This window comes from Nostoc parmelioides FACHB-3921 (genome assembly GCF_014696625.1).
GTDB lineage: Bacteria > Cyanobacteriota > Cyanobacteriia > Cyanobacteriales > Nostocaceae > Trichormus > Trichormus parmelioides.
Genome location: NZ_JACJQL010000036.1, coordinates 45,484 through 69,700 on the forward strand (window position 1 = coordinate 45,484; position 24,217 = coordinate 69,700).

Annotated in this window: 20 protein-coding genes; 14 read left to right on the forward strand and 6 right to left on the reverse strand. The window is 42.5% G+C overall.

Going from position 1 to position 24,217, the window contains the following annotated elements:
• Positions 1-222: 222 nt before the first annotated feature.
• On the reverse strand, positions 223-3,219 hold the full coding sequence (locus H6G14_RS21150; protein ID WP_190569316.1) for a pentapeptide repeat-containing protein: 2,997 nt from the start codon (positions 3,217-3,219) through the stop codon (positions 223-225).
• 344 nt (positions 3,220-3,563) lie between these two features.
• Complete coding sequence (locus tag H6G14_RS21155; protein WP_242053501.1) at positions 3,564-5,282, reverse strand: pentapeptide repeat-containing protein; 1,719 nt, start codon at positions 5,280-5,282, stop codon at positions 3,564-3,566.
• Positions 5,283-5,762: 480 nt separating this feature from the next.
• On the opposite strand from H6G14_RS21155, the gene H6G14_RS21160 reads away from it, so the two are divergent.
• A complete protein-coding gene (locus tag H6G14_RS21160; protein WP_190569320.1) occupies positions 5,763-8,795 on the forward strand; it encodes a zinc-dependent metalloprotease in 3,033 nt (1,010 codons plus the stop codon).
• 83 nt (positions 8,796-8,878) lie between these two features.
• On the opposite strand, the gene H6G14_RS21165 is transcribed toward H6G14_RS21160, so the two are convergent.
• The 4 genes from H6G14_RS21165 to H6G14_RS21180 form a co-directional block, all read right to left on the reverse strand.
• On the reverse strand, positions 8,879-9,616 hold the full coding sequence (locus H6G14_RS21165) for a DUF1995 family protein (protein ID WP_190569322.1): 738 nt from the start codon (positions 9,614-9,616) through the stop codon (positions 8,879-8,881).
• A gap of 226 nt (positions 9,617-9,842) precedes the next feature.
• Complete coding sequence (locus H6G14_RS21170) at positions 9,843-10,103, reverse strand: DUF7219 family protein (RefSeq protein ID WP_190569324.1); 261 nt, start codon at positions 10,101-10,103, stop codon at positions 9,843-9,845.
• A gap of 413 nt (positions 10,104-10,516) precedes the next feature.
• The gene (locus H6G14_RS21175; protein WP_190569326.1) at positions 10,517-12,112 is read right to left on the reverse strand and encodes a nickel-dependent hydrogenase large subunit; all 1,596 of its coding nucleotides are present in this window, start codon (positions 12,110-12,112) and stop codon (positions 10,517-10,519) included.
• A gap of 100 nt (positions 12,113-12,212) precedes the next feature.
• A complete protein-coding gene (locus tag H6G14_RS21180) occupies positions 12,213-13,175 on the reverse strand; it encodes a hydrogenase small subunit (RefSeq protein ID WP_190569328.1) in 963 nt (320 codons plus the stop codon).
• Between the two features lie 528 nt (positions 13,176-13,703).
• On the opposite strand from H6G14_RS21180, the gene H6G14_RS21185 reads away from it, so the two are divergent.
• From H6G14_RS21185 to hypB, 13 genes are all read left to right on the forward strand, one after another.
• On the forward strand, positions 13,704-13,970 hold the full coding sequence (locus tag H6G14_RS21185; RefSeq protein ID WP_190569331.1) for an asr0689 family protein: 267 nt from the start codon (positions 13,704-13,706) through the stop codon (positions 13,968-13,970).
• 8 nt (positions 13,971-13,978) lie between these two features.
• Positions 13,979-14,203: a hypothetical protein gene (locus H6G14_RS21190; RefSeq protein WP_010994865.1), complete on the forward strand. Its 225-nt coding sequence runs from the start codon at positions 13,979-13,981 to the stop codon at positions 14,201-14,203.
• A 209-nt stretch (positions 14,204-14,412) separates the two neighbouring features.
• Positions 14,413-15,402, forward strand: a complete 990-nt coding sequence (locus H6G14_RS21195) for a tetratricopeptide repeat protein (RefSeq protein ID WP_190569332.1) — start codon at positions 14,413-14,415, stop codon at positions 15,400-15,402.
• 59 nt (positions 15,403-15,461) lie between these two features.
• A complete protein-coding gene (locus H6G14_RS21200; RefSeq protein WP_190569334.1) occupies positions 15,462-15,938 on the forward strand; it encodes a NifU family protein in 477 nt (158 codons plus the stop codon).
• 26 nt (positions 15,939-15,964) lie between these two features.
• Complete coding sequence (locus H6G14_RS21205; protein WP_190569336.1) at positions 15,965-17,137, forward strand: NHL repeat-containing protein; 1,173 nt, start codon at positions 15,965-15,967, stop codon at positions 17,135-17,137.
• A 49-nt stretch (positions 17,138-17,186) separates the two neighbouring features.
• A complete protein-coding gene (hypF, locus tag H6G14_RS21210) occupies positions 17,187-19,547 on the forward strand; it encodes a carbamoyltransferase HypF (RefSeq protein ID WP_190569338.1) in 2,361 nt (786 codons plus the stop codon).
• Positions 19,548-19,635: 88 nt separating this feature from the next.
• Positions 19,636-19,896 (forward strand): HypC/HybG/HupF family hydrogenase formation chaperone, encoded by a 261-nt coding sequence (locus tag H6G14_RS21215; RefSeq protein ID WP_190569340.1) that lies wholly within the window; start codon positions 19,636-19,638, stop codon positions 19,894-19,896.
• A gap of 173 nt (positions 19,897-20,069) precedes the next feature.
• A complete protein-coding gene (hypD, locus tag H6G14_RS21220) occupies positions 20,070-21,221 on the forward strand; it encodes a hydrogenase formation protein HypD (RefSeq protein WP_190569342.1) in 1,152 nt (383 codons plus the stop codon).
• Between the two features lie 54 nt (positions 21,222-21,275).
• Complete coding sequence (locus tag H6G14_RS21225) at positions 21,276-21,491, forward strand: tautomerase family protein (protein WP_010994872.1); 216 nt, start codon at positions 21,276-21,278, stop codon at positions 21,489-21,491.
• The gene (locus H6G14_RS21230) at positions 21,475-21,666 is read left to right on the forward strand and encodes a hypothetical protein (RefSeq protein WP_190569344.1); all 192 of its coding nucleotides are present in this window, start codon (positions 21,475-21,477) and stop codon (positions 21,664-21,666) included. The genes H6G14_RS21225 and H6G14_RS21230 overlap by 17 nt, the downstream gene beginning before the upstream one ends.
• Before the next feature lie 80 nt (positions 21,667-21,746).
• A complete protein-coding gene (gene hypE, locus H6G14_RS21235; protein WP_190569346.1) occupies positions 21,747-22,850 on the forward strand; it encodes a hydrogenase expression/formation protein HypE in 1,104 nt (367 codons plus the stop codon).
• Between the two features lie 18 nt (positions 22,851-22,868).
• Complete coding sequence (locus H6G14_RS21240) at positions 22,869-23,210, forward strand: hydrogenase maturation nickel metallochaperone HypA/HybF (protein WP_190569348.1); 342 nt, start codon at positions 22,869-22,871, stop codon at positions 23,208-23,210.
• Positions 23,201-24,073 carry a hydrogenase nickel incorporation protein HypB gene (gene hypB / locus H6G14_RS21245; RefSeq protein ID WP_190569350.1) on the forward strand — a complete coding sequence of 291 codons (873 nt, stop codon included), beginning with the start codon at positions 23,201-23,203 and terminating at the stop codon, positions 24,071-24,073. The genes H6G14_RS21240 and hypB overlap by 10 nt, the downstream gene beginning before the upstream one ends.
• The last annotated feature ends 144 nt before the right edge of the window (positions 24,074-24,217 follow it).

Here is a 24,217-nt window from a genome sequence, read left to right on the forward strand (position 1 = left end):
TTGCCAATCACGAATTACTAACCACCAAAGAATAACGATTTTAAGCCTCTCCCCGCGTCGGGGAGAGGTTTGGAGAGGGGTTCTTCCAAATTCATTTTCCTCTACCCAAACTCATAGCAGAGCGTTATTCTCCCACGTAAATCAAAATCTCTTTAGGTGAAGCAACAGCGCAACCCAACCTTATACATTGAGAGCAAGTTGCACAGGGCGTTAATCACAAATTTAACTCAGTCCTAACTGTTGCTTTAACGCTTCTGGTATATCCATCGCTTTATCCAGTCCTCGTACATTCTCCCAGTTTGTATTTTCATCCCACTTGACATCTCCCCATATTTCACCACTGAGGACTGCGCCACTGAGGTCTGCGCCTCTGAGGTATGCGCCACTGAGGTATGCGCCACTGAGGTCTGCGCCTCTGAGGACTGCGCCACTGAGGACTGCGCCACTGAGGACTGCGCCACTGAGGACTGCGCCTCTGAGGTCTGCGCCACTGAGGTCTGCGTCACTGAGGTCTGCGCCTCTGAGGTCTGCGCCACTGAGGTATGCGCCACTGAGGTCTGCGTCACTGAGGTCTGCGCCTCTGAGGTCTGCGTCACTGAGGTCTGCGCCTCTGAGGACTGCGCCACTGAGGTATGCGCCTCTGAGGTCTGCGCCACTGAGGTCTGCGCCTCTGAGGTATGCGCCACTGAGGTCTGCGCCTCTGAGGTCTAAGAGACTGAGGTCTGCGAGGCTGAGGACTGCGCGACTGAGGTATGCGCCTCTGAGGAATTTGCCAACTATCTTAATAAAGTTCCCTAAATCCAACCCATCACTATAATTAATGATGCGAAGTAATTGAGTTGTCCAACTATCTTCCTGCGGTTTCCCAGATGGATAAAATACAATTGCTGCTTTTAGCTCATCTCGCCCTTGAGCATAACGGTGTAACTCCAACAGCAGAATCATCACATTCAACCCAGCATAAACATCCACCTGACGCTGACCTAACCCTGTAATCCCATACCTTTGCAACTGTCGCAACTTCTTCTGGGGTAAAGTCTCCTCAGCCGTGTCAATAAATTTCCCTTGACACCATTTACTATAAAACTTGTCTAACCGCTTAAATAATTCCACCCACGGGAAATCTTGACTCTCAGTTAACAACCCCATCAGGTAGTCTACAATTTCCCTAGTTAACCCACCGTAACCGAGTAAATCATAGATTTCCCAATTCATCACAGCTTCAGAAATAATTGGTTGTCTCCCCTCATCCGCATCATAATCTTGCGTCCAAGCTTTAAGCCGTGCTTTCAGGCGCTCAGCAAAGAGAAACTCCCCAAAACTTTTATGGAAGAACTCAACCCCACCCTCTTGTTTTTCCGCCGGACGAATGTAAAATGCAGCCAAAGCTGTTTTCAAGGCTTCATTCCCCAGTTTCTCTTTCGCTTTTTCAATTAAAGCCTTCGCTCCTTCATCTTCTTGTAAACGTGCTTCTAACATCGACATAGAAGCAAATTCACCACCAGACTGCACAACACAAACAGCAGCTTCCATGAGGATGCGTTTTAAATCCTCAGGCTTTTGTTTGGTGAACTCAATATTTAAATCAGTCCCATCTGCGTCAGAACGCTGTTTAGTCAGTACCCAATTTACAGCTTCTTGGTAAATGATAATTTTAGCGGTACGATTATCACTTGCTTGCTCTAACTTGTGAATGTCTAACTTCCAATCTCGATACATTGCTGCTAATAAGTAGAGCAATAACGGTTCTTGAGCTAATTTCTTAACTTCATCGGGGCATTTATCACTTTGTAAAAACTGCTCAAATGCGATGGTTTTACCTTTATTTATTTGTAAGGCTTCCCACTTATTTAACCATTGCTGTTGGAGTTGTCCATCCATTTCGACAATCTCCACCCGTTCTAAATTGCGGGGTAAATCAGCAATACCTTGTAAAGCCATCGACCTACCAGTAATAATAACTCGATGCCCCATTTCACTGTAATCTTTGCATTCTTTCTGAAATCCAGCTACTTGCTTAATAAAGTCGCCCAAGTTGAGGTTATTTCTCGTTTCAATATGCAGTTCATCAAAACCATCAAGAATAAATAAAAACCGAGTATTGGCATTAGTCAACCAGTTAGCATTGCCTTGAATAAAATCCAGCTTTAATTCGGCTTTGATAGTATTTTCTAACCGTGTTTCAAAAGTGTCGATATCTCTCAAGCGAATTAAAATTGGTGTCCAAATTGGGTGTAACTGTCGCCACACTGCATAAGCAAACATCCGGCAGAAAACGCTTTTTCCCCTGCCTGGGCCTCCTTGGATAAACATCACCTGTTCCAAGTTATCAGGATTCAACAGAATCGTTTTCGCCCAAGTTTCTAAATTAAAAGCATCTTTTTCTTCATCTATCTTGCCATTTGCATCTACAGGCTTGGCTTTGATAGGTACATAAATATCTTTAAAGGCAAACTTTTCATCAAAAACTAATTCAAAAGGTTTCTTAGCAATACGAGTTTCTAAATAATCGTCAATACTTTGAAACCTGTCCTGTTCTCTCTGCCAATCACCCAAGGAAGGCTGAATTAAAGTTTTTATCACTTCACCCGCTTCTATCCAAGCTTTAATAATGTAGCGGTGGGTGTTCCGAGCAATGCGTTGGGTTAAAATTTGCGCTTGTCCTGGAGAAATATTTGCTGCTGTTAATCTAGCTAATAAGACCCGGTTGAAAGCTTCAGCTAAAGGCGATTCATGGAAACATTTGATGGCTTTACCCAAACTATCAGAATTAAATTCAACATTATTGAGCTTTTCTATTTGCTGACTGATGGCTTGAATATCTAGCTTGCCATCCCAATTAAAATGCTGATATATATTTAAACTTAAAATTTCTTTGGTGCTTTCCAAATAAGCCGCTTGACTAACTATAAAAAAGCAGTCTTCTAAAGATGGGTCTTTCTGATTTATATCACGGGCAAACTTTAACAAAGCAATGCCAATTGGCACAAAGGGCAAACCCGCACCTATAACCTGCGCCATTGGCGAACACAACACATCTAATAAAGAAGATGAGTTTTGCAGGACTGATTGCAAGATTTCTATACTATCACCCTCTTCTTTGAGAGTATTGGCAGCTTCCAACACTGCCTTACCTGTCTCGACACTTGTACTTAGGCTTTCTGATACTGAAAATGACTGCCTAAATTCTTGCCAAGTTTGCCAGAAACGCTTGCCCATCCACTCACACCCGTATAACTACCGTTAATTCGAGCTTAGTGTAGCATTTTGAGGAGCGCCGAGTAGGGAACTTCTAAATGAATCCTTGCTTTTTATACCTTTGCGCCTTTGCGCCTACCGCAAGCGGAACGCCTCCGGCGAATGCGTGAGATAAAAATCATCCCCTTAATCAGCAACACCTAAAAAAATATCCAAAATGTAAGGGTGCGTCAGTATGAATAATTTTTGAGTATAGTTAGGCTCTATCACACTGACGCACCCTACCAAACTCTAGACACACCAGTAAGGTATTTTGAATTTTGAATTTTGTAGCTTTAGCTTCCCGTAGGGTATTTTGAATTGATTTACCTCTTCCCCAACTTTTCCCGCAACGCCTCCGGCAGATTCAGCGCTGTCTCCAAACCGCGCACACCTTCCCATTGCTGAATTTCTCCCCAGGTCATCTCTTCTAGGTTGGCTTCACTTAAATCTGTATCGTCGAGAATGGCATAACTGAAGTTAGCGCTACTGAGGTCTGCACCATTCAAAATTGCACCACTCAAGTTACTACCACTGAGGTTGGCGTTGTTGAGATTGGCAAAGCTGAAGTCAGTACCCAAAAGTATGGCATCGCTGAGGTCTGCGCCTGTGAGTTCGGCTTCGCTGAGAATCCCACCACTCAAATCGGCATCGTTGAGAACCACGCCCGTTAAATCTACGCCACTGAGGTCTGCGCCTAAGAACATAGCGCCGTTGAGTCTGGCGTAGTTGAGTTTCGCGCCGTTGAGTTTGGCATAACTGAGGTCAGCTGCTTCCAGAATGGCATCACTTAAGTTAGTACTAAAAAGAATGGTATCGCTGAGGTTAGTACCGTTGAGGGTGGCGTGGGTGAGGTCTGCACCACTCAGGTCTGCACGACAAAGGTCGGCGCGACTGAGGTCAACATGATTGAGGTTGGCATCACTGAGGTTAGCACCAAATAAGATGGCGTTGCTGAGGTTGGCGCGACAGAGTTCAGCATCTCTAAGATTGACACCACTGAGGTTGGCGTGACTTAATTCGCCATCGTTGAGGATACAGCTACTCAAGTCAGCACGGCTGAGGTCGGCACGTTCCAAGTTAGCACCGGTTAGGTTTGCCCCTGTCAGGTTGGCGCTGCTGAGGTCGGCGCTACTCAAGTTAGCACCACTGAGATTAACACTGCTGAGGTTGGCATCACCAAAGTCTGCACCTGTGAGGTTAGCACCTTGGAAGTTTGCGCCTGTAAGGTTGGCATCACCAAGGTATGCACCACTGAGATTAGCCCCACTGAAGTTGACTCCTGTCAAGTTGGCATTTCCCAGGTATGCACCTTGAAAGTTACCACCCCGGAGAAATTCCCCCACGATATTACTAAAGTTGCCAATTTCAATGGCATCGCTATAATTAATTACCCGCAGTAGTTGGGAGGTGAAAAAGCTGTCTGTATCTGGTGGGGAAGAAGGATAAAAGTTGATTTGTTGCCGCAGTTCTTCTTGCTCTTGGGCGTAGCGGTGTAATTCTAGAAGTAAAATCAGGACATTAAGCCCAGTGTAAATATCAATCTGCCTCAGCCCAATACCCTGATTTTGTGCTGCCATCTCCAGCAATTTTCGCTGAGGTAAGTTCTCGCTTGGTGGCGCATCGATAAATTCTCCTCGACACCAACGTTGATAAAAGTCTTCTAGACGATGAAATAGCAATCCTGGGCGAAATTCTTTTTCAATGATAAGCAATTCTATGATTTTTTCGACTATTTCTGGGGTTAATGCACCATTACCGAGCAAATCATAAATCTCTTGTTGGAATTGGCTACTACTAGTCGAAAATTCCCCCCGACCATCCTCTCTTGTCCATGTCTCGAAACTGATTTGTAATCTTTCACATAAAATTTCTTTCTGTAAATTAACTTGAGAAAAATTTACATCTTTAGTTGGTTTTTGTTGGTGTTTCCCCAGAGGTAAAAATGAACGACTACCTACATACTTTGTTGTAGGCCTATCTGTTGACCTTGTACCCCGAACATAATTCTGTAAGAGTTTCCAAACATGAGGTAGCTGTGACATTTTTCTATCCATTAATAATAAATTCCCCAGGTAGAAATATTTAGATAAATTCAATGTTTTGGTACTATAAGAAAAGAAGATTCTAGTATAAAATAAATCCTAGTATTTAAAATCAAAATTACATCAACAACACCTGACATAAGGATTTTCTCGGTAAAAAATTTTATCTTTAAGAGGACGATAAGGCTATATGTTCTCAAAAATTGGCAAAATTGAGCTATTTTAAGGAAATAATTCTATTTTTAGGCGCTAACTCTACTAAAACAGATGTAAAAATAATACGTACTGTTTGCTACAAGGACGATAGTTAGGAAAAATACTACAACAAAACAGTGCAAAAAATCTGAAAAATGCTGTTCCTCACCAAACTGAGAAGCTAATTGCTAGCCATCAGGTAATTTTGGGTCTTTTCCGGTGAACAGACAACTGAGGCTCATAGGGCAGACGAAATAATTAACGATAGTTATTAGGATAAACTAGATGAAAAAATTTACATTTTATTTAATATTGCTCAATGGATTGTTTTTAGGAATAGCAACAGCGAACGCCAAGTTGTCACCTGTAGATATAGTTAATCGAGATTCTCAAAATTCTCCAATTATAGATATAACAACTAAGCTTCAAAAACCAATAACCAATCAACACCCCCTTACCCCTACACCCTTACACCCTGCTTACACTACTTTCACCTCTGCCGCTATCAAACAATCACATCAGCTTTTACTACAAAAGCCAGAACAAATTTGGGTAATTAACCAAAATCAACAAGTCAAGGATCAACCCTTTATTTGGGTAGTAAACGATAATAAAAAGGCGGCACAGCAACCATTTCTCAAAGTTGGTAAAGCCACAGATAAACCAGACAAGAAACCTACTACAGAATCTAAGCCAGAAAAAAAGGATGATTTGGAATCTTTTGATGAAGTAGTGAAAGATACCGAAAAACTAGACGGTCTATTTACTCTCTATCGCCATAAAGAAAAGAATAAAATATATCTAGAAATTAAGCCAGAACAAATAAACAAAAATTACTTAGCTACCGCAACCCTGGAATCGGGTATTGGCGAACAGGGAATTTATAGTGGTTTACCGTTACAAGACTTTTTATTTTATTTCCAGAGAGTAGACAAAAAACTATCTTTTGTGGTGCGTAATGTGAATTTTCGCACAAGAGAAGGTGATCCACAAGCGCGATCGCTCGCCCGTTCGTTTAGCGATTCCGTTCTCTATTCGGTGGACATCAAAAGCATCCATCCCCAAAGAAAAACCTTGTTAATTGACTTGGGTGATTTGCTGCTGGCAGATTTAGCCGGATTATCTCTGTTTACAGGATTGACCCCAAATACAGAACAGTCCTCTTTTGGCAGTGCCAAAACCTTTCCTCACAACTTAGAAATTGAGTCGGTCTTGAACTTCTCTAGTAGTACTGGTACCAACCCTAACAATGAAATGTTATATTTCACGACTGTACCAGATAGTCGTGGCTTCACCCTCAGGGTTCACTATAGTCTTTCCCAACTACCAGAAAATAATTATCGTCCCCGGATAGCTGATGAACGTGTTGGTTACTTTATCACCGCTTACCAGGATTTATCTAAAGAAGAACGTAACGATCCTTTTGTCCGCTATATTAATCGCTGGCACTTAGAAAAGAAAGACCCGGAATCACCCCTATCTCGTCCCAAGAAACCCATTGTCTTCTGGATTGATAACGCCGTACCCTTACAGTACCGCCAAGCTGTCAAAGAAGGGATACTCATGTGGAACAAGGCTTTTCTCAAAGCCGGATTTCAGGATGCAGTGGAAGCCAGACAAATGCCAGACAATGCCACATGGGATCCAGCCGATATTCGTTACAATACAATTCGCTGGATTAACACTGTTGATGGTTATTTTGCTATGGGGCCATCTCGCGTTAATCCTTTAACTGGGGAAATTTTGGATGCAGACATATTAGTTGATGCTAGTCTTGTCCGCTTACTCAAAAGTCGATACAGCACACTTGTAGAACCTAATCAACTCAACACCCGTACTTCCTTATCGGCACTAATGCGGAATCGCGGACTTTGTCACAAAGGTTTAGCCGCAAAGGCCAACAACACTACTCAAGAAAAATCCCCAAGACCAAATGGTTTTTTGCAGCGTTTATCCAAGTTAGCCAGTGATTATGACTTATGCTACGGGATGGAAGCCGCCAATCAATTTGCCTTTGGGGCTTTGTCCATGTCACTGTTACAAAACAACGCACCGAATCAAGAACAGCTACAACAATATATAAATCAATATTTACGTTTAATTATTGCCCATGAAGTAGGACATACCCTCGGTTTGCGCCATAACTTCCGTGGTAGTAATTTGCTATCTCCAGAAGAAATGAACAATCAGGAAATTAGCCGCCATAAAGGTTTGACAAGTTCGGTGATGGATTACATTCCGCCGAATATTGCCCCCCAAGGAACACAGCAGGGAGACTATTTTCCCAGTATGGTCGGGTCTTATGATGATTGGGCAATTCAGTACGGATATACCCAAACCAACGCGACAACTCCCATAGCGGAAAAGCCAATTTTACAAGCAATCGCCAGCCAATCTTATAAACCGGAATTAAGTTATTCTCCCGATGAGGATATGTATGACCTCGACCCTACCGCCGATGCTTGGGATCATAGTAGTAACGTGTTGGTTTATTCCCAATGGCAATTAGATAATTCTCGGTTGATGTGGGAAAGTCTCAATAAAAGTTTCCCCATGCCTGGAGAAAGTTATAGTGATTTAAGCGATCGCTTTAGCTCAGTTCTCAGTAACTATTTTCAGAATATCTTCTACACAACAAAATACATTGGTGGGCAGTCCTTCTACCGTCTACAGGCTGGGGAAATCTCAGCTACTAAATTAGCTAGCCGCCCAAATCGCTTACCATTTGAACCTGTACCTGTAGACCAACAACGGCAAGCACTCAAAACACTACAAAAGTATATCTTTGCTGAAGATGCCCTGAATTTCCCCCCAGACCTGCTGAATAAATTAGCACCTTCTCGCTGGTATCACTGGGGAAGTTTCCCCCAAATTGGCCGCTTAGATTATCCTGTTCATGACTTGATCTTATTCCTGCAAGCTGCTGTATTACGGGAATTACTAGCAGGCGATCGCCTCACTCGTCTCAAGGATATTGAACTCAAAAGCTTACCCGAAAAATCACTATCATTACCTGAGCTTTTTGATACTTTGCAAACTGGAGTTTGGACAGAAGTTCTCAAACCAAAAGCCGGGGCGCTGAAAATTACCAGCCTCCGGCGCGGCTTGCAACGAGAATATCTTGATATCTTGATTGGTATGGTGTTGCGGCGAGAATACGTCCCTGAAGATGCCCGTTCCTTAGCTTGGTATAAACTTAAACAATTAAACGACAAACTCAAGTCAGTCAATACCAACGATGAATATACCAAAGCCCATTTACTAGAAACTAGCGATCGCATTGAGAAAGCCTTGAATGCCCCATTGCAGGCGAATTAGGTTTGGGGAACGGGTAATAGGGAATGGGTAATAGGGAATGGGTAACGAAAGAGAATTTGATTTGTCCCCAATCCCCAATCCCCCTAACGATTCAACGCCTTAATAAAACGTTGTAAACTTTTGAAAACACTGGGCTTTCTGGCAGGTATAGCATCTGCCTCTGCTGTTTGTGCTTGCCCTTTCATCAGAATTAAATCTATTTCATCACCTGAAGGCTTTTTGGGTAAATTGGCAATTTTCGCCCAGTTACCATCATTTTCTACCCAAATTTCCCAGTCTCCAGGGTAAGAACGGAATAAAGCCGTTTCATCATCAATAGGACGTAGGTAGTAACAGGATTGAATGATATTGAGGAAACGCTCGCGGGTTTGTCTGGCTGTATAACCAATACCTACAGTACCTGCATCTTCTAAGCGAGGGTTGAGGAAAATAGCCGGGCGATCGCCTATTATTTCACAAATTTTCTCTAGTTGGGGTACTTCTACGGAAGTGGGGGAAATAAAGAGGAAAATTTCATCTTCCGGTTGAATTTTCGATTGAATAGAAGCAGTCCTTCCCGTACCAATATCCAAAATTTGAAAGGGTGCGTCTTTCCAATCACGACGAGCTAAAGCAGCAGCGCCAGCATCAGCAAAGAAGACTTTCAAACGAGATTCATATTCTACCAAACAGGGGAGAAACTGTTCTGCTACAGGCATAAACTTGAGTTCGGGAAACAGCAACTCGACTTGGATACGGTTACAACCGTCTGCGAGAGCTGCTAAAGCAGCTTCACGGGATTGGGCGATCGCGTCTTCTAAACTGTTGGGAAGTTCCGGCATAATATATTTATCTCTCAAGCATTGACTTCTATTGTTTCAGTTTATGAAAAATCGAGCCTGGCTAACTAGCTAAAGCTCAAGAGATTTAAATATATTAAACTGTGTGAAGACATGGTTAAGCGCCTAGTGTCCCCAGTTTTAGGAATTATTTGCTAGCTTAACCCAATTGAGCGATCGCCTTCGCCAATTTTGTCGTAACACCCTCTACAAGCAAAAACCCTTGTCTTCAAGGTGAAATTGGTGGGTCGTTACTAATCGAGAGCGCTTTTTTACTACGTTTCAATTGTTTCCAAAGAGACTTAATTTGCTTACAAGCTTCATCAGGAGAAAGCTTACCGGATGTTTCCAAGGCTGTGACATAGCCAATTCTGTTGGCAAATTCTCGCAAATCAGTGTTAAATGTATTATTTTCTGCTTTCTCCCCACCGTAGTGGCGACTGCGAGCAGAAAAAAAGTTGTTTTTGTCGTTCCGATTAGGCTCCATCATCACTTCACCCGCTTTTAAGACTGTTTTTGAATAGTTTTTTATACTTAGACAAATAGTATTCCCAGCCTGAAGTCCTAAATTAACATCAAAATCAAATTAGGGCTTTCCCAAAAGTTGTTGATCATTTCAGCCAAAACACTCTTCTGTATGAGCGTGTATCATATCAATCCCGGCTAACCACTTAATAATATGGTTGACCGCCATGAGTCAGCCGTCAGTTGTATGGTTTGTTGACTGCTGACGGTTAACGGTCAACGATTCGGCTTCGCTTATGCTTGACCCTTCGACTACGCTCAGGGTCAACTGTCAACCGTTCACAGCCAACACGAAAAGATAAGCAGCGTACCAGAAATTGATCTTTTTCAACTCATAAAAAACGCTCCGCGTACCTCCGCGCCCCTCTGCGTTTAAACTTAAGCAGTGCGAAAACGCGCCAACTCCTCACCAGTCTTCGCATCATGAGCGTGAACAGTACACACCAAACAAGAATCAAACGATCGCGCCACGTGTCCCACTTCCACAGGATCTCTAGAATCTTCAATAGGAGTCCCGATCAAAGCTTCCTCAATAGGGCCGCGTACCCCCTCACTATCACGGGGGCCGACGTTCCAAGTAGTCGCTGCAATCACCTGATAATTCTTAATCTTGCCACCTTCTATATCTATCCAGTGACACAAAGAACCCCGTGATGCTTCCGTTGCACCCCAACCGCGACCGTCTTTTTCTTTGGGTTTGATATACCAAGGGTCATTTAAGACGAACTCACGCAGACATCTTTCTGCTTGGCGATATAACTTGACAATTTCGTGAACTCGTGCAAGTTGACGCAAGTGAATACTAGCACCACCCATTTTTTGAAAAGCATCCAGAATAAACCCGTCGTAGTGTTGCCAAGATTCACCATGCTGACCACCAGCAACTAACTGACGGGCTAGGGGGCCGACTTCCAAACGTCCGAAGTCTTGGTGTAATACCGCCGTTGACCAAGAGTAGGCATTTTTGAAGTCTTTAGTATTTTTCTGGGTGGGTTTGGTGGTGCGGTCAAAGGGGTGAACATCTGCGTTACCTTCGTCATACCAGGAGTGGGTGGTATTCTCACGGGCGAAGGAGTGATCCATCAAAGTATGGGTATCGCTGAAGCTATCGTACACGCCACTTTTCATAATCATAGCGGCGTTGCGTCCTTCGATGGTGGGCTTTTGGTATTTATCTTCATGAGGTAGGTATCCCCAAGAGACGTATTTACCCACACCAGCGCCGTATCTATCCAACCCGATATCTAAACCCATGCGCCAATAGAAACCCAAGTCTGACTCACGATGTTTGATGTCTGCTTCTAACCAGTCCATGAAGTCATCGTACGTTTGAATTTCTTCGTAGCGTTCCAAAGAACAACCCAACCATACAGGTTCTAACCAGTTGGTGCGGAAGTATTCGAGAATTGCCCAAGCGCGGGTAATGTCGGTTAAGGTAGGGGCGCACATCACACCACCAGGCACCATATAACTGCTGTGAGGCCATTGTCCGCCAAATAGGGCGTAAATTTCTACGGGTTTGCTGGAAATGGTCACGCCGAGTTCATAGGATTTGCCTGTGAAGGCGGCGAAGCGACGGACGGCTTCATCGTAGAAGCGGCTACTCCGGTATTTTTTGTTTGTTAAGTCAATGGCGAACAATCCATAGAAGTAACGGGGGATGCTTTGGATGGTTTCGACGATTTGACCGAGGTTTCTGGCTAAGATGGCGTTGCGGGGAACGGTTGTATTCCAGGCTGTATCTAATGCCCAGGATGCAGAGGTTAAGTGAGAAGCACCGCAGATACCGCAGATACGAGGCGTAACAATTAGTCCAGCTTGGGGGTCTTTACCACGAAGAATGATTTCAAAGCCGCGAAATAGTTCGGCGTGTGTCCAGGCGTTAACTACTTGTCCGTTTTCTATTTCCACACGAACATCTAAATCACCCTCGACTCTACCGACGGGTGATATATCTAATGTTTGAATTGTCATGATTATTTGTCCAGAGTCAAGGGTCAAAAGTCAAAAGTCAAAAGTCATTAGTCAACAGTCAAGAAATTTGCACTATGGACTATTAACTATGGACTATGGACTAAACTGTAAAAAAGTCTTCTTCTGCCCATTTGGGGGCTGTGTCTTTAGCCACCATTGTGAGGACAGCGTAGTTTTTATTGCTTACTCCTGGTGGTAATTCTTTAGGTACTCCCATAATGGTTTGGGTTTTAAATACGGTTCCTGGTTTGAGGTCGAAGAAGGGGAACTCTGGTTCTGTGCAACCTAAACAGGGCATTCCGGCGCGGGTTTTGGAGGAAACGCGATTCCAGAGGATGCGGTTGCAGGAAGAATGAGTCATGGGGCCGCGACAACCCAAGTCGTAGAATAAGCAGCCTTTGCGTTGTCCAAATTCGGCGGTGGTGGCTTTGTAGGCGAAGTGGACGTTACGAGTACAGCCGGTTTGGGTGAAGGTGTTGAAGAAGGTTTGGGGGCGGTTGAGTTCATCGAGGGCGATGTCGCCGATGCGTCCGGTAGCGATCGCCACTAATATCTGCGTAATCCAATCGGGGTGAGATGGACAACCGGGGATATTGATGACTGGTAGTCCTGATTTGGTGCGGAAATTTTGACCCAAGAAACCGCCAGCTTTACGTTTGAGGAATTGCAAGCCTTGGGATTCGCTGGGGTTTGGTTCCATTGCGGGGATTCCTCCCCAGGTGGCGCAGTCTCCCACGGCGACGACGAAACTAGCGGCTTGGGCGAGGTCGGTTAGCCAATCTTTCATGGGGCGATCGGCAAAACGATTCCATTCGCCTGTACCGTTGGGGGCATTAATTACAGTACCTTCAAAGACCAAAATGTCTAGAGGTATTTTGCCTAAGATGCAATCCCAGAGTAAGGTTTGTAAGTTGTCGCCTAGTTCCAGTCCTAAGGAAGGATGCCAAAGTACTTTGATACCAAAATCAGCAATTAAATCGCATACTGTGGGTTCTTCGGCATTAAGAAAAGACATGGTGTTGCCTGAACAAGCACCACCTTGCAGCCAGAGTACGTTAGTCATTGGCTATTAGTTTATATATTGTTTATCGCACTGGGTGTGTCAGTTGTGAGCCAGTGCAGTCTTGGGGGTTTCCCCCATGAGCAACTGGCGTTAGCGAGGAACGAGCGTCGCCCGAAGGGTCAGTAGTCAGTTGTTTTGCCACTGACTACTGACAAAACTCTATCCTCTTGTGAGTAGAGTTTTATCAGGTGTGATGCAGGTGTTGACGCTTGTAGAGGTTCACCTGTTTATAAAGGTTTACTTTTCAGAATACAGTATTTTCTATCCGATTGAATATCATTAAATAAATTTAATTTTTGATAATAGTTAAATCAATATTATATTTGTTTTAATAGTAGTTTTTTAGACAGATTTTAATTAGTAAATTTACATTTTGTAGAGCTTGCTTTTAGGTATAAGTACTGGGTTATTATATGAGATATTTTTGATTGATGATCACCCTCTAGAATTTATATATATGGTGTTTTATATTTAAAAGTTAATGAGGCTTTTTGTATACTGCCAGTCAAGAGAGGAGCATAATAGCTAATGAATGAATTTTTTAGTAACTCTCATCTTCGTGAATTTCTGACCAATATGGTCACAAGTGATGTCACTATCATCACGGGATTATTTTGGTTAGTTGTAGCCACACTTATATCAATGATTGGCGGCGCTATTGGTGGGATGGTATTGGCTGGGAAAGATATTGGCTATGGTTTTTCAGCCACAATTGGGGCATTGTTTGCGCCGGCGGGAGTAATTCCTGCTATTGTTTTGGGTCTGGGTTTACTAAGTTTCTTGAGTAATTATTAGGAGGCAATATGTTGGAATTAGGTTGGTTGTCAGCGAGGTTATTTTTGAAAGGTAAGCTGCTACGTGACCCCATATATTTTATGAGGCAAACTCTGATAGGTAGTACTATCGGTTTGTTAGTACTAGTATTACTTGCTCAGGCGGAAATTCCTTTTTGTTTACCAGTAACTATTTCTAGTTTAACTACAGGTATAATCATGCCATTCCTCCTCAAGGATTTCAAAATGAAGTGATTTGTTGTTTACTTGTCAAAGTAGTGCTGACTGTCGGATTAGTATTGATTAATCACCAATCTAAAAATGGAAGTTATTGCATAAAAATTAGGGGCTGAAAATATTATTTTTCATCCCTTTCTGTCTGTAATTAGGCTGCATATGTACCTAGAAAATGGTGATAGTTCCTGAAAAAATACTAGTTTCTCCTACCTCATAATTCACTTTAAATGACACCCAGCATTACAGATTCAACAGTAAAAGCCGCATTGGCAGCCATTGCATCGGAGTCAGCGACAACTGAAGAGAAAATTCAGATGTTGATTGAATTGGCACAAGGTTTGCAGAAAAAGCCTAAAACGTCTGGGGATTTATGGAATGCTGTTGAGTTATATCAGCAAGCAATTAAAATGTGTAGCGGGGATTATTCTTTATGGAAAGCCCGTTCTCAGGCGGGGATGGCTGGGGCGTTGAAGTCGATTCCTGATGTGGGAGCGGAATTGCTGCTACAAGCTAAAGCTGGTTATGAGGAGGCGTTACCGATTCTGCGACAGTTGGCTGGGGTGGTGGAAGTTGCAGAAGCCCAGATGAATTTCGGGTTGGTGTTGCAGTCTTTAGTGCCTTTTAATTTGGCGAGGATAACCGATAGTATTGCTGCTTATCAGGAGGCGATGGGAGTATTTACAAGTCAGGATTATCCTCAAGAATACGCGATTTTGGCGAATAATATTGCGATCGCCTACCTTTCTATGTCGGGGGAGTCAGAACAGCAAAATCTCTATGCAGGTTTGGCTGTACAGACTTTTGAGTCAGCACTCAAGCAAATTAACTTGATTGACCACCCCAGGGAATATGCGATGTTGCAAAATAACTTGGGTAATGCTTTGCAATATTTACCCAGTTCTCATCCGGTGGAAAATAATTTACGAGCGATCGCAGCTTATAATGAATCATTAAAGGTACGTACTTGTCAAGGTACGCCTGTGGAATATGCCAACACGATTGCCAATAAGGCTAATGCTTTGTTTAATTTACCTGACGACCCCGAAAAGCCAGAGTTAGGTAATTCCCAAAATCTTTTACAAGCCCGTGCTTATTATCAAGAAGCTTGGGAAATATTTAGTCAATGTCAGCAAATGGAACAGGCGGAGGCGGTAGCCCAGGCGTTGCATGAGGTAGGGGCAGAAATTCGGGTGAGTATGAGTAATGACGACAAATAAACCACTTGTAGAGACGCGATTCATCGCGTCTTCCTCACCCAATAATATGTTGCCAACCAATGACAAATTTAGACGATTTAGTAACGGAAATTAACCGCTATGAGGCGATTATCTCACAGTGGGATGAAACTCAGCGCGGGGTGGTAGTTGGGTTGAAGCGGGCGATTGAGGACTTACATCAGGAAGCTTTGAGACGGTTAATTAAAAGTGTCAAGCAGGAATGTTTGCCGGCTTTACAAAATGCGGTGCAGGATGAGGTGGTTTACGGGGTTCTACTTTATCATGGGTTGGTGAAACAGCCCCAACCGCCGCTTTTACAACGTGTGCAAGCTGCGTTGGAGGAGGTGCGTCCGGGTTTGAAAGACCATCATGGGGATGTGGAGTTAGTGGCGATTAAACCACCGGATACGGTAGAGGTGCGGTTTATCGGGACTTGTAGTAGTTGTCCGGCTTCTACTTTGACGTTATCTCAAGGGGTGGAACAGGCTATTAAGGCGCTGTGTCCAGAAATTATGACGGTGATTGCTGTGAAGTAATAAAATTAACAAATCACTATAAGACTTTGCAACCAGAATTAACAAAAACTCCTGCAAATTTTCCCCTTTCACCTCTAGGGGCGGTGGTGATTTTAGGTGATATTCCTAACCCAGAATTATTAGCGATTCCTCTAGCGCCTACTCCCAGCACAATGTTCGGCCCCCGTGGTGCTTGCTTGGTGGCGGAAACAGGGACGTTATGGGTGTCAGATACGGGACATCATCGGTTGTTGGGTTGGCGACAAGTACCCACCAGGGATAGTCAACCGGCTGACTGGGTAATTGGACAACCAGATTTTTATCATGAGGGACAGAATGCTAAGGGTACACCAGGTAGGGCTACTGTGAGTGTACCGACGGGGATTTGTGTCTGTGGTGGAGGTTTGGCAATTGCTGATGCTTGGAATCACCGGGTTTTAATTTGGCACAAGATACCGGAAGATAGCAATGTGCCGGCGGATTTGGTATTAGGACAAGGGAATTTTTCGGAGAATGAATCAAATCGGGGTAAGCAATCACCAGATGCCAATACTATGCACTGGCCTTATGGGGTTGCATATCATCAGGGGCGTTTATTTGTGGCTGACACTGGTAATCGTCGGTTGTTAATTTGGCAGGAGTTACCCACAGAAAATGGACAACCGGCTGATATGGTTTTGGGACAGCCAGATATGATATCTCGGAATGAAAATGGTGGTGGTTCCCCCACGGCTGGGAGTATGCGCTGGTGTCATGATATTGCTTTTTGGAATGATAATTTAGTTGTTACCGATGCGGGTAATAATCGGGTGATGATTTGGCAGGGGATACCTACGGAAAATAATGTCCCTTGTGCGGTGGTGTTGGGACAGAAAAGTTTTGATTTGGTGGAGATGAACCAAGGGGTTTATTTTCCCAGTGCTGGTAGTTTGAGTATGCCTTATGGGGTGGGGGCGACTGAGGATTGGTTGCTGGTGGCGGATACGGCTAATTCTCGGTTGTTAGGATGGAGAAAGCCAGAGTCAATATTATTATTGCAGGGTGCGATCGCTGATGGTATCGTCGGCCAAAATTCTTTTCAAAGTAAAAGTGAAAATCGGCATTTTGGTTTGCCAACTAGGGATAGTCTGAATTGGTGTTATGGGGTGAAGGTTTGTGGTGGTACGGCGGTAATATCTGATTCTGGGAATAATCGGGTTTTGTTGTGGCGCTTTTTGTAACGCAGAGGGGCGCTGAGGTAGGCGCGGAGGGGCGCGGAGAGGAGTTTTTATGGCGACTGAGGAAATTCGAGTGCGGGGAACTGTGCAGGGAGTGGGTTTTCGTCCTACGGTGTACCATCTGGCTAAGGCTTGTGGGTTGCGGGGGGATGTTTGTAATGATGGGGAAGGGGTGTTAATTCGGGTATGTGGTGACGAAGGGGCTTTGGCGGAGTTTGTTGTTAGATTGCAGGAAGAATGTCCACCACTGGCGAAAATTAATGAACTCATCAGGACACCTTGCAAAGATGAGCTAAACTTTAATGATTTTGTGATTTCTCAGAGTGTTAGTGGCGTAGTGAGAACGGAAATTACTCCTGATGCAGCTACTTGTGTTGAATGTCAGCGAGAAATTTTTGACCCCTTTAGCCGTTTTTACCGTTATCCCTTTACTAACTGTACTCATTGCGGCCCCCGGTTGAGTATTATTCGTGCCATTCCTTATGACAGATGTAATACCAGTATGTCTGCGTTTGTCATGTGTCCCGAATGTGAGGACTCATACCACGATGTAGAAAATCGCCGCTTTCACGCCCAACCTGTAGCCTGTCACACCTGCGGCCCCGCAGCTTGGCTAGAACGGGCTGATGGTAAACCTGTGACTGCTTCCATGTTTTCTATGTTGGATGATGTGGATGCTGTTTGTACTTTGTTACAGAAGGGTGAAATTGTCGCTATTAGGGGAATTGGTGGTTTTCATTTAGCTTGTGATGCGACCCAAGAAGCGGCTGTGGAGAAATTGCGTCAACGTAAGCGAAGATATGATAAGCCTTTTGCTTTGATGGCACGGGATATTAATGTTATTGAAAAATATTGCTTTGTTAATGATAGGGAACGCCAGTTATTAGTTAGTCCTGCTGCACCGATTGTTTTGTTAGCAAAAAAGACAGAGGAACAAATTTCTTTCCCTATCGCTTCCACTGTCGCACCAGGACAAAATACCCTCGGTTTTATGCTACCTTATACGCCTTTGCACCATTTGATTCTCAAGCGGATGAATCGCCCGATTGTTTTGACAAGTGGTAATATTTCTGACGAACCACAGTGTATTGATAATGATGAAGCGAAAGAAAAATTAAGTCATATAGCCGATTATTTTCTTCTACATAATCGAGAGATTGTGAACCAAGTTGATGATTCAGTTATGCGGGTGGTTGATAATAAAATTCAAATCATGCGTCGTGCTAGGGGTTATGCGCCAGCAACGATAAAATTACCACCAGGATTTGATAATGTACCGCCAATTTTAGCGATGGGTAGTGAGTTAAAAAATACCTTTTGTTTATTGAGAGGAGGCGAAGCAATTTTGTCTCAACATTTGGGTGATTTAGAAAATGCTTTGGCGTTCAATTCTTATCAAGATACATTGAATTTATACTTAAATTTATTTCAACATCAACCAGAAATAATTGCGGTTGATTTACATCCTGAATATCTCTCAACAAAACTTGGTAAAGAATTAGCCACAGCCAACCATATTCAACTGCAATCTATTCAACATCATCACGCCCATATTGCTGCTTGTATGGGAGAAAATGGTATTCCCTTAGATTCATCACCAGTTTTAGGTATTGCTTTTGACGGACTAGGTTATGGTACAGATAGTAAACTGTGGGGTGGAGAATTTCTTTTAGCTGATTATACTCAATTCCAACGCCTGGCTACATTTAAACCAGTGGCAATGATTGGTGCTGAACAAGCGATTTATCAGCCTTGGCGTAATACCTATGCTCATTTATTAAGTGCCAATATTTGGGATAGTTGTCAACAAAAATACAATGATTTAGAGATTATTAAATTTTTACAAAAACAGCCGATAAATTTACTAAATCAACTTATAGAACAAGGTATTAATACTCCTCTGGCTTCTTCTGTAGGAAGGCTCTTTGATGCTGTAGCTGGTGCTATCGGTATTTGTCCAGAAAAATGTAGCTACGAAGGACAAGCAGCGATCGCACTAGAAGCTATAGCCGATATCCATACATTAAATAATCCTAAAGAAACAGCAGTTTATCCCTTTCAGGTTACCTTTTCCGATAATATTTATTGTATAGACTCATGTTCCATGTGGCAACTATTGCTTGATGACTTACAGCAGCAAACTCCTCAACAAGTTATTGCTGCTAAATTTCATTTAAGTTTGGCTAATGTCATTGTGGAGACAGTCAAACATCTTCGTCAACAAAACTTATTTAATCAAGTCGCCCTAACAGGAGGAGTGTTTCAGAATAGTATCTTATTACAACTAGTCACTAAGCAGTTACAAAACTTAGAAATTAACGTACTTACTCATAGCTTAGTTCCTACAAACGACGGTGGTTTATCACTAGGTCAAGCAATCATCACAGCCGCCAAATTAATGAAAAACTCTTAATATTAAACATCCTTAAATACTCATAAAAACTCTCTGCGCCTGTGCGTGAAAAAAATCTTTCCTCCCTCTCCACCCAAGAACAACAAAAATGTGTTTAGGAATCCCCGGACAAATCACTGAAATCACCGACATCAACCACAAACTAGCCATCGTTGATGTTGGTGGAGTAAAACGCCAAGTCAACATCGCCTGCATCGTAGATGAACAACATCCCCCAGAAGCTTGTTTAGGAGATTGGGTATTAGTCCATGTAGGCTTTGCTATGAATAGAATCAACGAACAAGAAGCAGCCGAAACTTTAAAATTATTACAGGAAATCGCCACATTTCAAGCAGAAGTTAGTAATTAATTTTTTGGTGTTGTTGATTAGTGGGATGGTTTTTGTCTCACGCATTCGCCGGAGGCGTTCCGCTTGCGGTAGGCGCAAAGGTTTAAAAACCAAATCATTGTGGCTGTTTTGAATTTTGAATTTTGAATTTTGAATTGATTCATCTCCCAGTCCCCAATCCCCAATCCCCATATATGAAATACGTCGATGAATTTCGGGAACCAGAAAAAGCTGAAGCCTTACGCCGTGAGATAGAAAAACTCAGCCAGCAATTAGATAAACATATCAAAATTATGGAAGTATGCGGCGGGCATACTCACTCTATTTTTAAATACGGTATTGAAGAAATCTTACCAGCCAACCTAGAACTGATTCACGGGCCTGGTTGTCCAGTCTGTGTTATGCCTAAGGGGAGATTAGATGATGCGATCGCTATTGCTCAAAATCCCAACGTAATTTTAGCAACCTTTGGCGACACCATGCGCGTCCCCGGTTCCAAAACCAGCCTCCTGCAAGCTAAAGCCACAGGCGCAGATATCCGCATGGTTTACTCTCCCCTAGATAGCCTGCAAATTGCGAGAAATCACCCTGATAAAGAAATTGTATTCTTCGCCTTAGGCTTTGAAACCACAGCCCCCAGCACCGCTTTTACCATCCTCCAAGCTGCTTCAGAAAATATTACTAACTTTAGTATGTTTTCTAATCATGTCCTCGTCATACCCGCCTTGCAAGCTTTATTAAATAACCCTGATTTGCAGCTAGATGGCTTTATTGGCCCTGGTCATGTGAGTATGGTAATTGGTACTGAACCTTATGAATTTATTGCCCAAAAATATCATAAACCAATTGTTGTTTCCGGCTTTGAACCATTAGATATTCTCCAATCAATTTGGATGTTGTTACAGCAACTAAGAGAAAATCGCTGTGAAGTAGAAAATCAATATAATAGATTAGTCCAAAAACAAGGGAATCAAATAGCCCTAGAAGCTATGCACAAAGTGTTTGCAGTCCGGGAAACATTTGCATGGCGTGGCTTAGATGAAATCCCGGATTCTGGGTTAAAAATTAGAGAAGAATATACCCAATTTGATGCTGAATTAAAATTTACTATTCCTAACCTGAAAGTTGCCGACCATAAAGCCTGTCAGTGCGGCGAAATTCTTCAAGGAGTCCTCAAACCTTGGCAGTGTAAGGTATTTGGTACAGCCTGCACACCAGAAGCACCAATAGGCACCTGCATGGTGTCCTCAGAAGGAGCTTGTGCCGCATACTATAAATATGGCAGATTTTCGACAACGTTGCAAAAACAAGCAGCCGAAAAGCCAAAAGTGACTATCTCGTCATAACCTCCAAAAAAAGCAGCGACACACTCCACACAACAACACTGCGAGGACATTAGTATGCCATTTGTCACCGTTAAAATTGCTAGAGGACACTCCATCGAAAAAAAACGGCATTTAGTAGAAGCTATTACTAATGCTTTAGTAACTGCTTTAGATACTAAACCGGAATGGATAACTATTCACATTGATGAATTTGAACGCGAAAATTGGGCTGTGAATGGTATTTTGCATTGTGATAGGCATCGTGGAAGACACGATGAAACAGGCAGATAAAAACTCCACCCACAAAGGAATAGAGTTTTGTCAGTGGTCAGTAGTCGGTAGTCAGTGGCAAAGATACGTAAAAACCACGCCACAAGTATCTGTAGGGTGGGCAATGCCCACCACAACTACGTATATCTCAGAAATCAAATACTGGGGTATTAGACCATATCCTTTCAACAACTGACAACTGACAACTAACAACTGACAACTAACACGCAAATCTTAATAAATACTCTCTTAATTCCCAACTACAAATGATAAAAAATGGATTTTTCAAAAACTAACTCAGTATCAAATCCCCTATTTAAAAAAATCGAACAAATCCGCCGTCGCCCAGCTAAAGTAAAAGATACTCACATTAATTTGGCGCATGGTAGCGGCGGTAAAGCTATGCGCGACCTAATTGATGATATTTTTGTTAATAATTTTGATAATCCTCACCTTTCCCCATTAGAAGACCAAGCCAGCTTGGATTTATCTAATCTTTTACAGCAGGGGGATAGGCTAGCTTTTACCACAGATTCCTATGTTGTAGACCCGTTATTTTTTTCTGGCAGTGATATAGGAGAATTAGCAATAAACGGCACAGTTAATGATTTAGCAGTGAGTGGTGCTAAACCCTTATATCTTACCTGTAGCGTAATTTTAGAAGAGGGACTAGCAACAGAAACCCTTCGTCGTGTTGCCACCAGCATGAAAATAGCCGCTCAAAAAGCTGGAGTGCAAATTGTTACTGGTGATACCAAAGTTGTTCCTCATGGATGTGCGGATAAACTCTTTATTAACACTGCTGGTATTGGTATTATTCCAAGTGGTATTAATATTTCTGCTCACAATATTCAACCAGGAGATGCCATAATTATTAATGGTGAGCTAGGCAATCATGGAGCAGCAATTTTAATTGCTCGTGGGGAGTTAGCTTTAGAAACTAATATAGAAAGCGACTGTCAACCGCTACATGATTTAGTAGCAACTATCCTCAATGTTTGTCCTCAAATTCATGCCATGCGGGATGCTACACGGGGCGGTTTAGCTACAGTTTTAAATGAATTTGCCCTAACTTCTAATGTGGGAATACGCATTAATGAAGCATCCATACCTGTGCGTGAGGAAGTCAAAGGAATTTGCGAAATTTTAGGTTTAGACCCTTTATATTTAGCTAATGAAGGCAAATTAGTAGTAGTGGTCAGGGGTGAACAAGCGCACACAGTTTTATCTGCCATGAAGTCTCACCCGGCCGGTAAAGATGCGTGTATTATTGGTGAGGTTATTGCTTCTCCTCCAGGGGTAGTGTTTCTAAAAACTACTTTTGGCACAGAACGAATTATTGATATGCTAGTAGGCGAGCAATTACCACGAATTTGTTGATAATAAGTAGAGTGTTTCATGCACGAACTAGGAATTACACAAAATATCGTAGCCATTGTTAATGAATATGCTCATGGCGCGAAAGTACGCCGAGTTTCATTAGAAATCGGCAAACTTTCAGCTATCATGCCAGATGCTATAAAATTTTGTTTTGATATTTGTAGTCAAGGTACAGTCTTAGAAGGTGCAGTATTAGAAATTTTAGAGATTCCTGGTTTAGCAAAGTGTCGCCAATGCGGTGCAGAAATTGCTTTAGAAAAACCATTTGGAATATGTGGTTGTGGTAGTGTACATTTAGATTTAATTACTGGCGAAGAACTGAAAATTAAAGAGATAGAAGTTGAGGAAGTATGTGTGTAACCTGCGGTTGTTCTGATGATGCTGAAGGCACAATTACTAATTTAGAAACAGGTGAAATGGAACATAATCACCATCATGCACACGAAGGACAAAACAGTGATCATCATACTCACACTTTATCTGATGGTACTGTAGTCACTCACTCCCATCATCACGATAATGAACCATCGCAAATTCATGCAAAAATTCATGGCACAACTATATCTTTAGAACAAGAGATTTTAGGAAAAAATAACCTGTTGGCTGCCCAAAATCGGGGATGGTTTAAAGGTCGAAATATTCTCGCTCTCAATCTAATGAGTTCCCCTGGTGCAGGAAAAACAACTCTTTTAACTCGCACCATTAATGATTTAAAACATAAATTACCTATAACCGTCATTGAAGGCGACCAAGAAACAATTAATGATGCCCAAAAAATCAAAGAAACAGGGTGTAAAGTTGTTCAAATTAATACTGGTACGGGCTGTCATTTAGATGCTTCTATGATTGAACGGGGTTTACAACAATTAAACCCACCTATTAACTCAGTTTTAATGATTGAAAATGTCGGTAATTTAGTTTGTCCAGCTTTATTTGATTTAGGCGAACAAGTAAAAGTTGTAATTCTCTCGGTGACGGAAGGCGAGGATAAACCAATTAAATATCCCCATATGTTCCGTGCTAGTGAGATTATGATTCTTACCAAAATTGATTTGTTACCTTATGTACAGTTTGATGTGCAGCGTTGTCTAGAATATGTACAGCAAGTAAATCCCAAAATGCAGGTTTTCCAAGTTTCCGCAACTACAGGTGCGGGATTAGATACTTGGTATCAATGGCTAACGCAAAAAGTAGCCGCTTCTCTACAACCAGTAGTGATGTAAGCAGTAACTTTGCGTCAACCCATAGATGTTTTTCCACAATAGACTTGTCTACAAAAGATAAAAAGCTTACTGTGAAGGGATTATAGGAGATATAACTGAGATAAGATAGTTATCATTGCTGAACGTAAAAATCACGGTTTAAGG